Annotated in this window: 12 protein-coding genes; 9 read left to right on the top strand and 3 right to left on the bottom strand. The window is 62.7% G+C overall.

Annotated features, from left to right (window positions below; genetic code table 11):
* Positions 1-61 precede the first annotated feature (61 nt).
* The gene (locus Q7U29_RS20670) at positions 62-931 is read right to left on the bottom strand and encodes an NAD(P)-dependent oxidoreductase (RefSeq protein WP_304744383.1); all 870 of its coding nucleotides are present in this window, start codon (positions 929-931) and stop codon (positions 62-64) included.
* A gap of 126 nt (positions 932-1,057) precedes the next feature.
* Positions 1,058-1,333 carry a hypothetical protein gene (locus Q7U29_RS20665; protein WP_304744381.1) on the bottom strand — a complete coding sequence of 92 codons (276 nt, stop codon included), beginning with the start codon at positions 1,331-1,333 and terminating at the stop codon, positions 1,058-1,060.
* A gap of 389 nt (positions 1,334-1,722) precedes the next feature.
* Here Q7U29_RS20665 and Q7U29_RS20660 point away from each other — a divergent pair, with 389 nt between their 5' ends.
* From Q7U29_RS20660 to Q7U29_RS20635, 6 genes are all read left to right on the top strand, one after another.
* Positions 1,723-2,904, top strand: coding sequence for an ABC transporter substrate-binding protein (locus Q7U29_RS20660; RefSeq protein WP_304744379.1), 1,182 nt, complete (start codon positions 1,723-1,725; stop codon positions 2,902-2,904).
* A gap of 153 nt (positions 2,905-3,057) precedes the next feature.
* Positions 3,058-3,927, top strand: a complete 870-nt coding sequence (locus Q7U29_RS20655; protein WP_304744378.1) for a branched-chain amino acid ABC transporter permease — start codon at positions 3,058-3,060, stop codon at positions 3,925-3,927.
* Between the two features lie 5 nt (positions 3,928-3,932).
* Positions 3,933-4,964 (top strand): branched-chain amino acid ABC transporter permease, encoded by a 1,032-nt coding sequence (locus Q7U29_RS20650; protein ID WP_304744376.1) that lies wholly within the window; start codon positions 3,933-3,935, stop codon positions 4,962-4,964.
* The gene (locus Q7U29_RS20645; RefSeq protein WP_304744374.1) at positions 4,961-5,713 is read left to right on the top strand and encodes an ABC transporter ATP-binding protein; all 753 of its coding nucleotides are present in this window, start codon (positions 4,961-4,963) and stop codon (positions 5,711-5,713) included. Before Q7U29_RS20650 ends, Q7U29_RS20645 begins: the two co-directional genes overlap by 4 nt.
* Positions 5,706-6,422 carry an ABC transporter ATP-binding protein gene (locus tag Q7U29_RS20640; RefSeq protein WP_304744373.1) on the top strand — a complete coding sequence of 239 codons (717 nt, stop codon included), beginning with the start codon at positions 5,706-5,708 and terminating at the stop codon, positions 6,420-6,422. Before Q7U29_RS20645 ends, Q7U29_RS20640 begins: the two co-directional genes overlap by 8 nt.
* A gap of 81 nt (positions 6,423-6,503) precedes the next feature.
* Positions 6,504-7,622, top strand: coding sequence for a cobalamin-independent methionine synthase II family protein (locus Q7U29_RS20635; RefSeq protein ID WP_304744371.1), 1,119 nt, complete (start codon positions 6,504-6,506; stop codon positions 7,620-7,622).
* A 69-nt stretch (positions 7,623-7,691) separates the two neighbouring features.
* Here the strand turns inward: Q7U29_RS20635 and Q7U29_RS20630 are convergent, their stop codons facing one another.
* Positions 7,692-9,011, bottom strand: coding sequence for a glycosyltransferase (locus tag Q7U29_RS20630; protein WP_304744389.1), 1,320 nt, complete (start codon positions 9,009-9,011; stop codon positions 7,692-7,694).
* A 443-nt stretch (positions 9,012-9,454) separates the two neighbouring features.
* Between Q7U29_RS20630 and Q7U29_RS20625 the strand changes: the two genes are divergently transcribed.
* The 3 genes from Q7U29_RS20625 to Q7U29_RS20615 form a co-directional block, all read left to right on the top strand.
* Positions 9,455-10,810, top strand: coding sequence for a hypothetical protein (locus Q7U29_RS20625; protein ID WP_304744387.1), 1,356 nt, complete (start codon positions 9,455-9,457; stop codon positions 10,808-10,810).
* A gap of 59 nt (positions 10,811-10,869) precedes the next feature.
* Complete coding sequence (gene metK, locus Q7U29_RS20620) at positions 10,870-12,066, top strand: methionine adenosyltransferase (RefSeq protein WP_304744369.1); 1,197 nt, start codon at positions 10,870-10,872, stop codon at positions 12,064-12,066.
* 76 nt (positions 12,067-12,142) lie between these two features.
* Positions 12,143-12,285 (top strand): adenosylhomocysteinase (locus tag Q7U29_RS20615; RefSeq protein ID WP_304744385.1); only part of this gene is annotated, 143 nt, incomplete at its 3' end.

Here is a 12,285-nt window from a genome sequence, read left to right as displayed (position 1 = left end):
GAGGATCGCGTGATCCTCAACGGCCGCAAGACCGTGGTGTTCATGGACTGACGGAACTGCGTCAGTCGAATTTGGGATTGAAGGCTCTCGGATTCCAGCCGAAGTCGCGCGTGGCCGGCGCGGAATCGAAGGTCATGTCCTTCATCATGCGGATGCCCATCGCGACGTTGGCGCCCGGAAACAGCCGACGCGCCACAAGGAAGCCGGCTCGCCACAATGAAGGCGGCACCGCAATCATGCGCCGTGGCATCCGCAAGCCGTCGAAAATCCTGCCGATCATTTCCCGGTAGGCGAGCGTCTCGCCGCCCGGCAGCGAATAGAATTTGTTGATCGCAGCGCGGCTCGAGGCCGCGGCAAGCGCGCCGATCGCCAGATCCTCCGCATGTACCGGCTGGCGCAAACCCGGCGCTCCGCCGACCAGCGGCATGAAGCCGAACCTGCGAATAAGCCGCGACAGCGGCGTGATATTGGTGTCGCGCCCTTCAGCGTAGATCAGCGTGGGACGCAATATCGTCCAGCCCACATTGTGCGCTTCACACGCCGCCGCGATTCTTCGCTCGGCATCGGCAAGCCTTCCTATCATCTCGCGTTCGGCTTCGACTTCGGTGTCCTGCTTCGTGATCACGCTGGTCGAACTGAAGACGACAACCCGCTTCAAGGACGGGTTGAAGAGCCGGGGCAGGGCGTTGGCCAGGAGAATGGCGTCAGCGGTGCAAAACAGCGTTGTGAATGGCGGAAACTTCAGTGAATCCGGCTTCTCCAGATCGCCATGGAACCAATCGACTCCCGGTGTGCCCCGGTGTGATCTCGACAGCACAAATGGCCGTTGGTTCACGCGCAGGAGGTGCTCGACGATATAGCCGCCGACCAGTCCCGTGCCACCTATGACCAGACTCCTGGTTTGCTCGGTTTCGCTTCTCTTGGCGTCCACTAGGCCCACTCGCTCCGGGCGACTCTCGAATCGCTCCCATGCACAAAGCGATCGTGCATTCTTAGTAGATCGATACCGGAACGTACAATCGCTAAACGGATCGTCGTTAACGCGGTTGCTTGCGGCCTATCGCATGCGCTCCGCTGATGACGCGTCGGGTTTGGCGTCATCTCTTTCCGCAGCGGGTTGCAGTCGTTTCCTTTCCCGCTCCTGCATGAACTCGTCGTATTTCGCGGTACCGGGCCTCGGCGGGGCATCGGCGGGCATGCCACCGGCCCATTGCGGGATGGCACCGCTCATTCCGGCCGCGAGCTTTTCGTTGATGGATCCGCATCCGCCCAGGCCGCACGACGCAAGCGTCACGGCAAGGGCGATGACAAGATGACGGGTGCCTGTGGACATTTGCTTGAGGTCGCAACCGTGTCTGGTGAGTTCTCGTGGGCGCTCCCGATCGCTCCCCGATTGGATCCGGCGCATCCACCGCGTCGCTCTGCCGGATTGCGTCAGTCTAACGTATCAGTAGAATTGATAGAATTGCGCTTCGTGGGGGCGTTGCCATTTGATACCGTATCGTCACATCCGCGGCTGGCCCGGTCAACTGGCCGGGAATTGCGGCATGGCCGCCCGGGGCGTTCGGACCGCTGCAATTGACCCCGCCGCGCGCGGGCGCCATGCCGCGCCGATATAGGACGTCATGCCGCGAGGGTACATGGCTGAAAGATCGGGGTTATGGTACGGCAAAAGCCGGGATACTCGGTTCGAAGCACGAAACCGGCCAGGGGAGAACGTTCATGTCGATTCGCACTGATTTATTGTCGTTGGCTGCCACGGGCATCGCACTCGCCGTCGCGGCTGGAGCAACTCCGGCCAGCGCGCAGGAGAGCGTGAAGATCGGCCTGATCCTGCCGATGACCGGCGGCCAGGCGTCGACCGGCAAGCAGATCGACAATGCTGTCAAGCTCTACATGCAGCGAAAGGGCGACACCGTCGCCGGCAGGAAGGTCGAGATCATCCTGAAGGACGACGGCGCGGTTCCCGACAATACCAAGCGCATCGCGCAGGAACTGATCGTCAACGACAAGGTGAATTTCATCGCCGGCTTCGGCGTGACCCCGGCAGCCCTTGCCGCGGCGCCGCTGGCGACCCAGGGCAAGATCCCGCAAATCGTGATGGCGGCCGGCACCTCGATCATCACCGAGCGCTCGCCCTATATCGTACGCACCAGTTTTACCCTGGCGCAATCCTCCACCATCATCGGCGACTGGGCTGCCAAGAACGGCATCAAGAAGGTCGCGACGCTGACCTCCGACTACGCGCCCGGCAACGACGCGCTGAACTTCTTCAAGCAGAATTTCACCGCCGGCGGCGGCGAGATCGTCGAAGAGGTCAAGGTTCCCCTGGCCAATCCCGACTTCGCGCCGTTCCTGCAGCGGATGAAGGATGCCAAGCCCGATGCGATGTTCGTGTTCGTGCCCGCCGGGCAGGGCGGCAACTTCATGAAGCAATTTGCCGAGCGCGGGCTCGACAAGAGCGGCATCAAGGTAATCGGTCCCGGCGACGTGATGGACGACGATCTCCTGAACAACATGGGCGATGCCGCGCTCGGCGCCGTCACCGCGCATCTGTATTCGGCAGCCCACCCCTCCGCGATGAACAAGGAGTTCGTCGCCGCTTACAAGAAGGCCTTCAACAGCCGTCCGGGCTTCATGGCGGTCGGCGGCTATGACGGCATCCATCTGATCTACGAGGCGCTGAAGAAGACCGGCGGCAAGACCGACGGTGATGCGCTGGTCGCAGCGATGAAGGGGATGAAGTGGGAAAGCCCGCGCGGTCCGATCTCGATCGATCCGGAAACCCGCGACATCGTGCAGAACATCTATATCCGCAAGGTCGAGAAGGTCGACGGCGAACTCTACAACGTCGAATTCGCGACTTTCGAGGCCGTCAAGGATTCCGGCAAGACGAAGAAATAACCTGTGAGGCTGAGAGGTAAGCCTCATCCTGAGGAGCCCGCCTCTTGGCGGGCGTCTCGAAGGATGGGCAGCGGAGCGAGGCCCTCGTGCTTCGAGACGACCCCAACGGGTTCGGACCCGTTGGGGCCTCCTCAGCATGAGGGCCTACTCTAGATGACCACGCTGTTCACCATCCTGTTCGACGGCGTCGCCTACGGCATGTTGCTGTTCGTGCTGGCCTGCGGGCTTGCCGTCACGCTGGGACTGATGAATTTTGTGAATCTCGCGCATGGCGCGTTCGCCATGACCGGCGGCTATTTCTGCGCGGTGCTGGTCAACCAGTCCGGCTGGCCATTCTTCGCCGCACTGCCGCTGGCGTTCGTCGTGAGTGCCGCGATCGGCGTGGTGCTGGAGCGCTCGCTCTACCGACACCTCTACACCCGAAGCCATCTCGACCAGGTGCTGTTCTCGGTCGGCCTCGTCTTCATGTCGGTGGCGGCGGTCGACTACATCATGGGGTCGTCGCGGATATTTATAAAACTGCCGGCGGCGCTGGAGGGGCAGATCGATTTCTTCGGCGTCGGCATCGGCCGCTACCGGCTGATGATCATCGTGATCTGTGGCCTCCTGACCGTGGCGCTTCAACTGGTGCTGGCGCGCACCCGGTTCGGCAGCCGGCTGCGGGCGGCGGTCGACGATCCCCGCGCCGCCAGCGGGCTCGGCATCAACGTGCCGCAGGTGTTCGCCTTCACCTTTGCGTTCGGCTGCGGGCTGGCCGGCCTCGGCGGCGCACTCAGCGCCGAGATCCTCGGGCTCGACCCGTATTTTCCGCTGAAGTTCATGATCTACTTCCTGATCGTGGTCACCGTCGGAGGCTCCTCCAGCATCACCGGGCCGTTTCTGGCCTCCCTGCTGCTCGGCATCGGCGACGTCGCCGGCAAGTATTACGTGCCCAAGATGGGACCGTTCGTGATCTACACCATCATGATCGTGATTTTGATCTGGCGTCCGAACGGTCTGTTCGGCCGCACGGCCACGCGTTGACGCCGATGAGCGCGAGCAACGATGTCTCCACCTCTGCGATGGCGAGCGGCCGCTGGCGCATTAGTGAAGTGGTGTTCTGGGTGCTGGTGCTGGCCTGTCCCTTGCTGTTTCCGTCGCGCTACCTGATCATGACCGACATCCTGCGGCTGGCGCTGTTCGCGCTGTCGCTCGACCTGATCCTCGGCTACGCCGGTATCGTCTCGCTCGGACACGCTGCCTTCTTCGGCGTCGGTGCCTACTCGGCGGGGTTGCTGGCGCTGCACGGCATCATCAACGAGCCGGTGATTGCGCTTGTGGTCGCAGGCCTCGCGGCGATGGTGCTGGGCTTCTTCACCAGTTTCCTCGTCATCCGCGGTGTGGACCTGACAAGGCTGATGGTGACGCTCGGCATCGCGCTGTTGATGGAGGCGCTCGGCGAACGCTTCTCCAACATCACGGGTGGCACCGACGGGCTGCAAGGCATCGAAATGCAGCCGCTTCTCGGCATGTTCGCCTTCGATATGTTCGGCAAGACCGCCTTCTGGTACTGCCTGATCGTGCTGTTCCTGTTGTTCCTGCTGGCGCGGCGGATCGTGCATTCGCCGTTCGGCCTGTCGCTGCGTGCCATCCGCAACAACCCGCTGCGGGCGGCCGCGATCGGCATTCCCGTCAACCGGCGGCTGATCGCGGTCTATACGCTATCGGCGTTTTATGCGGGGATCGCGGGCGCGCTGTTCACCCAGACCACGGCGCTGGCCTCGCTGGATGTGTTCGCATTCGAAAAATCGGCTGATCTGATGCTGGTCCTCGTCATCGGTGGTACCGGTTATCTCTACGGCGGGCTGATCGGGGCGGTCGTTTTCAAGATGCTCCAGGAGGTTTTCCAGACCATCACGCCGCAATACTGGCTATTTTGGATCGGCCTCGTGCTGGTCGTGATCGTGCTGGTCGGCCGGGCCCGCATGCATCGCTGGGCCCTGTGGCTCCCCAACCTGGTGATCCGGCGGCTTGCCGGACGCAAGGCCGTCGTTGTGGTTCCCGAAAGTGACGCGTCATGACGGTTGCGCTGGAAACGATCGGACTGGAGAAGCGCTTCGGCGGCCTCAAGGTCACCCAGGACCTGTCGCTCAGGATAGAGCAGGGCGCCCGCCACGCGTTGATCGGCCCGAACGGCGCCGGCAAGACCACCGTCATCAACCTCCTGACCGGGGTGCTCAAGCCCGATGCGGGGCGCATTCTGCTGGAGGGCAACGACATCACCGACCTGGCAGTCCACACCAGGGTGCTGCGCGGGCTGTCGCGAACCTTCCAGATCAACCAGCTATATGCCGATTTGACGCCGCTCGAGACCATCGGGCTTGCGGTCTCCGAGCGGCTCGGCCGCGGCGGCGACTGGTGGCGCCGGATGGGGACGCGCGACGACGTCAATGCCGAGATCGCGGAGAATCTGGCGCGATTCCACCTGCTCGACGTCATGAACGAGCTGACGGTGACCCTGCCTTACGGAAAACAGCGCCTGCTCGAGATCGCGGTCGCCATTGCCGCCAGGCCGCGCGTGCTGCTGCTGGACGAGCCGGCCGCCGGCGTGCCCGAAAGCGAGCGCCACGATATCCTCGCGGCCGTGGCGGCGTTGCCGCGCGACGTCACGGTGCTCCTGATCGAGCACGACATGGATCTGGTGTTCTCGTTCGCCGACCGCATTTCGGTGCTGGTCAATGGCGCGATGCTGGTGGAGGGCCCGCCGGACGAGGTGGCGCGCGATCCCAGGGTGAAGGCGGTCTACCTCGGCGAGGCCGCCGATGCCTGATCTGCTCGCCATCGAAGGCCTGCGCGCCGGTTACGGCGAAGCGGTGGTATTGCCCGGAATGTCGCTGCGCCTGCCGGAAAGCCAGGTGCTGGCGCTATTGGGGCGCAACGGCACCGGCAAGACCACGCTGATCAATTCGATCGTCGGGATCACCCGCCGTTTCGGCGGCACCATCACCCTCGGCGGGATCGACATCACCGCGATGCGGCCGGATCAGCGGGCGCGGGCGGGCATCGGCTGGGTGCCGCAGGAGCGCAACATCTTCCGTTCGCTGACGGTGGAGGAGAACATGACCGCCGTCGCCCAGCCGGGGCCGTGGACGGTGGCAAAGGTCTACGAGATGTTTCCGCGGCTGAAAGAGCGCCGCAACAATTTCGGTAACCAGCTTTCCGGCGGCGAGCAGCAGATGCTGGCGATCGGCCGCGCGCTGACGCTCAATCCGAAGGTGCTGTTGCTGGATGAGCCGACCGAGGGGCTGGCCCCGATCATCGTCGAGGAACTGCTCGAGGCGCTGGGCACCATCACCCGGGCCGGCGGCATTTGTTCTGTTATTGTCGAGCAGAACGCGCAAAAGATTCTAGGGCTTGCCGACCGCGTTGTGATATTGGAGCGCGGCGCGATCGTCCATGATGCGGCAAGCAGCACGTTGAAAGCCGATCCCGCCGTCCTGGAACGCTTTCTCGGCGTCTCCGGCACCGTCGCACACTAGTTTGTTTTGATGCGTTTGCTTGACGCGGACCGGTACCCACTTCGCTTGAAAACGCTATGAAAATCCTCGGGAGTTGAGACCATGCAGCGAACCAAAGCCCCTTTCCGCGCCGACGAGGTCGGCAGCCTGTTGCGGCCGCAGCGCATCAAGGAGGCGCGGGCCAGGCTGGAGAAGGGCGAGATCTCCGCCGACGACCTGCGCAAGGCCGAGGACATGGAGATCGAAAAGGTCGTGCACAAGCAGGCCTCGATCGGCCTGAAGCTGGCGACCGACGGCGAATTCCGCCGCTCCTGGTGGCATTTCGACTTTCTCGCCAAGCTGACGGGATGCGAACTGTTTCATCCCGAGACCGGCATCCAGTTCGCAGGGGTGGAGACCCGGCATGACGCGGTGCGGGTGATCGACAAGCTCGATTTCCCTGCCGACCATCCGATGCTGGACCATTTCCGCTTCCTGAAGAAACATGCGGACGCCGCGCATGTGATGCCGAAGATGACGATTCCGTCGCCGGCGGTGCTGCACTTCCGCGGCGGCCGCAGGGCGATCTCGAAAGATGTCTATCCCGATCTCGATGCGTTCTACGAGGATCTCGGCAAGACCTACCGCAAGGCCGTCAAGGCGTTTTACGATGCCGGCTGCCGCTACCTTCAGTTCGACGATACGGTGTGGGCCTATCTCTGCTCGCAGGAAGAGTTGAAGAAGGCCCGCGAGCGCGGCGACAATCCCGACGGCCTGCAGGAAATCTACGCCCGGATCATCAACTACGCGATCGCCGAGCGGCCGGCCGACATGACCATCACCACGCATGTCTGCCGCGGCAATTTCCGTTCCACCTGGATTTCGTCCGGCGGCTACGAGCCGGTGGCGGAGACCATGCTGGCCGGCACCAATTACGACGGCTATTTCCTCGAATACGATTCCGAGCGCGCCGGCGGCTTCGAGCCGCTGCGCTATCTGCCGAAGGGCAACAAGATCGTGGTGGTCGGCGTCATCACCTCGAAATCGGGCGAGCTGGAAAAGAAGGAAGACATCAAGCGGCGGCTGGAAGAGGCGAGCAAGTTCGTCCCGCTGGACCAGCTCGCGGTATCGCCGCAGTGCGGTTTCGCTTCCACCGAGGAAGGCAATTTGCTGACCGAGGAAGAGCAGTGGGCGAAACTGAAGCTCGCGGTCGATGTCGCCAACGAGGTGTGGGGGAAGTAGGGGGGCGCTTTTCCTGACTGGCCCGGAGGCGGGTCCGCCGCAAAGCTCGCATGCGCGGACCCGAAGAAATCAAATAGCCTTGAGCTTGCGATAGGCGAACCAGACCATCCTCAATAGCAGCCAGCCGTCGCGAAAGCGCGAGATTTGGGTTTCGCCGAAGGTGCGCGCCTTGTAGTGGATCGGCGTCTCGACGATTTTCAGGTTCTGCTTGGCGGCGCCGAAAATCAGATCGAAATCGCCGAACGGATCGAAATTGCCGAAATAGGCGCGCTCCCGCGCCAGCACCTCGTAGTCCTTTCGCAGCAACACCTTGGTGCCGCACAGCGTATCGGTCAGGCGGGTATTGACGAGATAGCTGAACAGATAGGCGAAGCAGCGGTTGGCAATGAAATTCAGCGGGCGCATCGCCTCGCTTTCCATAGGATAGACCAGCCGGGTGCCGTTGACAAATTCGGCCTTCCCGCTCTCGATCACGGCGTGGTATTTCGGCAGTGCCTCCGGCGGCATCGTTAGATCGGCATCGAGGATCATCAGAACGTCGCCGGTCGCGGCGCTGAACCCCTTGCGAACCGCGTCGCCCTTGCCTTTGCCGTCTTGTTTCAGAACCTTGATATCCCAGCTGTCCCGATAGGCCTCGCGCACTCGCTCGCATTCCTCGAACGTGCCGTCGCTGGAATTCCCTTCTACGAACAGGATTTCTTGAGAACTTCCGAATCGGGGCATGCGCCGGATCGCGTTTTCAATGTTGCCCCTCTCGTTGCGACAGGGAATGAGAACGCTGGCGGAAAATTTGCGGTCAGGGAAATGGCGGACCGGCCGTCCTATGATGTAGGTCCGCAGGCACAGCTGCCTGATTCCCGGCAGCGGCGCGATGTACCGATTGATAAACGGCCCAAGCCCGAGCCAGCGTCGCGGTAGCAATTGGCGCTGCTCCTGGCTGATCACCTCGAAGTCGGCGAGGTCCATCAGGTTCAGGAAGTCGGCGGTGGCGATATAATTGATTTCGGGCTGCTTGCTGCGCAGGCGTAACGTCTCGGCGAGTTTCAGGATCGGTTCCCACATATGCGAGTAATAGGCGATGATGATGCGCGTCGAAGGCGAGCACAATCGCTGGGTCAGCCGCAAGGTGCCGTCGATATCGTCGAACATGCCGATCGTGTCGGCCATCACGATGTAGTCGAACGGTCCCTCGATTGAGGTCATTGTGGCGGGATCTTCGATGTCCCCGTAAACGAAATGCAGGTGGGGATACCGAGCCTTCGCCTTCGCGATTGCCTTGGCGCCAAAATCGACGCCGACACCATATGACGGCTCCAGGGCGGCCAGCAAATCCCCCCGACTGCAACCGAGTTCGAGCACTCGCTTGCCGGGCGGAATCAGAAATCGCATGAACTTGCGGTCGTCATCGTGATAGGCGGCGTTGAATTCACGCCAGCGATCGAGTTCCTCGCTGTTACCCTCGAAGTGGTCGAGTAGGTCGCGTTTACGCCGACTGGAAAGCTCGATTGAGTCAGGGGGGGCTGGTCGTGCGGAATTCATTGCGGCGTCGGATAAAGTCAAAGTCCATGCCTTTGATCTGGAAGGAATCGAAACAGGCAGTCGGATCTCGCCAAAACGCGACCGCTTCGATCGATCCTGATTTCTAGACTGAATTGTCGCTCGGCTGTACCGAAATCGTTTCCTCTGGGGCTTGGATTCGTCGACCTGCCGTCGGCCGGGATGATGCCGCGGTGCAGGAGCCGCTCGGAGCACATTTCCAAGGGTGGGCAGACAGTGCTAGGACACCCGCGCGATCCCTCGCTGCCCACCTGCTTGGTCCCAAATCCCGCCCAATGAAAAACGACCAGATCCTCGCCCAGATCTCCGAGTTCTGCCGGCAGGCGGATATGGCGGAATCGACGTTCGGTCGCCGCGCCGTCAATGACGGCAAGCTGGTGCACCGCCTGCGCGAGGGCAAGCGCATCACCATCGACACCCTGGACCGGATTCAGGCCTATATCGCTGCTTCCACGCCGGGCGGGCTGCCGCCGCCGCGCGGGCTCCAGGTTCCCGCCGAAAAGCGCGACCCCCGGGGGAATTTCCGGTTTTTCGAGAACCGCCAGAAGTACCTGCTGTTCGTCCATACCTGCAGCGAAAAGCGGGTTATCGCCGAGCGGGTGGCGCTGGAACTCGGCAGCATCCACCCCCGGCCGCCGGCGCTGCGGGTGTTCGATGCCGGGGTCGGCGACGGTACGGTGCTGGCGCGGGTGATGCGCTCGATGCACGGGCGCTTCCCCCACATGCCCTTCTATATCGCCGGCAAGGAGCTCAGCCTGGAGGATGTCCGGCTCACCCTCGACAAGGTGCCGGACCGGCTGTTCGAGCACCCGGCGACCGTTTTTGTGCTGACAAACATGTATTACGCCGAGGCGCCCTGGCTGACGCCGGCCTCGCCCGCGGCGGCCGCGGGCATGATCTGGCACGAAGTGGCCCTGCAGGGGGCCTCCTCGGGTGAATTCGAGGCCCAGATCGCCGCTTTGGGGCCGTTTCTGGAGCAGAACTGGCGGGCCAATGTCAGCCCGCGCTCGGGCATGCCGGTCTATGAGCGGCCGGTCGCCATCGTGCTGTACCGGGAGGACCACCGGTTTTTGCTCGATTCGATCATCCCGCGGGCCGGCCGTTCCGAGGCCAATTTCGACCTGATCATCGCTTCGCAGCCCTACCGGGCCAAATCTTCTGTGAATTTCCGCGCCAAGCGTATCATAGCACCGCTGGCCCGGGCGCTGCGGGCCGGAGGCCGCCTGATCGGAATTCACTCCCACGGACAGGATCCGGGGCTGGAGATTATCCAATCGGTCTGGCCCGGAGAAAATCCTTTCGCGGTGAGCCGTCATGAGCTATTGCGCGCGGTGAAATACGAGCTGGGGTCGGCTGGGCGCGACCTTAACTTTAATGCATATGCCGATAACCGCTCGATCTTCCGATATGATATGGAAGCGCTGCCCAACGAGGTCACCGGCTCGATCGGAACCTCCACGGCCTTTGCAGCGTGGAACGCGGCGGTGTATGTCGCCCAGATCGAAGACGACCGGTTGACGGAAATGACAGAAAGCGGCCGCACTCTCGATGCCACCAGGGAAGTTCTGCGCAAGCATAACGGGCTCTGGTTCTATGACGAATCCTACGTCATCTCGCGCCGTCGCGACTGACACTTCAGGCACATTTTTGATAACGGACCGCCGAGGTCAGGCGGAAAAGGGGTTGGTTGATGCGCGCGTCTTATCTGTTCACCAGTGAGTCGGTTTCCGAAGGTCATCCGGATAAGGTCTGCGACCGGATTTCGGACGAGATTGTCGATCTGTTTTTCCGTGAAGGCCAGAAGGCGGGCTTCGATCCCTGGGCGATCCGGGCAGCCTGCGAAACGCTCGCCACCACCAACCGGGTGGTGATCGCCGGCGAAACCCGCGGTCCCGCATCGGTCACCAACGAGCAGATCGAAAGCGTGACGCGCGCCGCGATCAAGGACATCGGCTACGAGCAGGAAGGTTTTCACTGGGAGAAGGCCAACGTCGAGATCCTGCTGCACCCGCAATCCGCCGACATCGCGCAGGGCGTCGACGCGCTGCAGCCCGGCACCAACAAGGAAGAGGGCGCCGGCGACCAGGGCATCATGTTCGGTTACGCCACCAACGAAACCCCCGACCTGATGCCGGCGCCGCTGTTCTACGCCCACAAGATCCTGCGGCTGATCTCGGAAGCCCGCCACTCCGGCAAGGAGAAGGTGCTGGGTCCGGACTCCAAGAGCCAGGTCACCGTGCAATACGAGAACGGCAAGCCGGTCGGTGTCACCCAGATCGTTGTCTCGCATCAGCATCTGGTCGAGGACATGTCGTCCAGCCAGGTGCGCGACTGCGTCGAGCCCTATGTCCGCCAGGCGCTGCCGGAAGGCTGGATCAACGGCAAGACCGTCTGGCACGTCAATCCGACCGGCAAGTTCTTCATCGGCGGCCCCGACGGCGACGCCGGCCTCACCGGCCGCAAGATCATCGTCGACACCTATGGCGGTGCGGCGCCGCATGGCGGCGGCGCCTTCTCCGGCAAGGACCCGACCAAGGTGGATCGTTCGGCCGCCTATGCCGCGCGCTATCTCGCCAAGAACATCGTTGCCGCCGGCCTCGCCGGCCGTTGCACGCTGCAGCTCGCCTACGCCATCGGCGTGGCGCGGCCGCTGTCGATCTATATCGACACCCATGGCACCGGTGCGGTGCCCGAGGAGAAGCTCGAAAAGGCGGTGGCCGAGGCGATGGACCTGACGCCGCGCGGCATCCGCAAGCACCTCGACCTCAACAAGCCGATCTACGCCCGCACCTCGTCCTACGGCCATTTCGGCCGTACCCCGGACAAGGACGGCGGTTTCTCCTGGGAAAAGACCGACCTGGCCGACGCGCTGAAGCGCGCCGTCTGACTTTCTCCGTAATCATCATGCGTATTCCGGAAAGCATTCGTGCTTTTCGGAATATGCTTTTTAAGGGATCAACCACATGACCGCCGCCGCCAAGAAGCCCGCCTTCACCGATTACATCGTCAAGGATATTTCGCTCGCCGACTTCGGCCGCAAGGAAATCTCGCTGGCCGAGACCGAGATGCCCGGCCTGATGGCGACGCGCGAGGAATACGGCCCGAA

This window comes from Bradyrhizobium sp., from assembly GCF_030654605.1.
Taxonomy (GTDB): Bacteria; Pseudomonadota; Alphaproteobacteria; order Rhizobiales; family Xanthobacteraceae; genus Bradyrhizobium.
The sequence above is the reverse complement of the archived record's forward strand: the minus strand, read 5'-3'. Positions and strand labels throughout refer to the sequence as shown.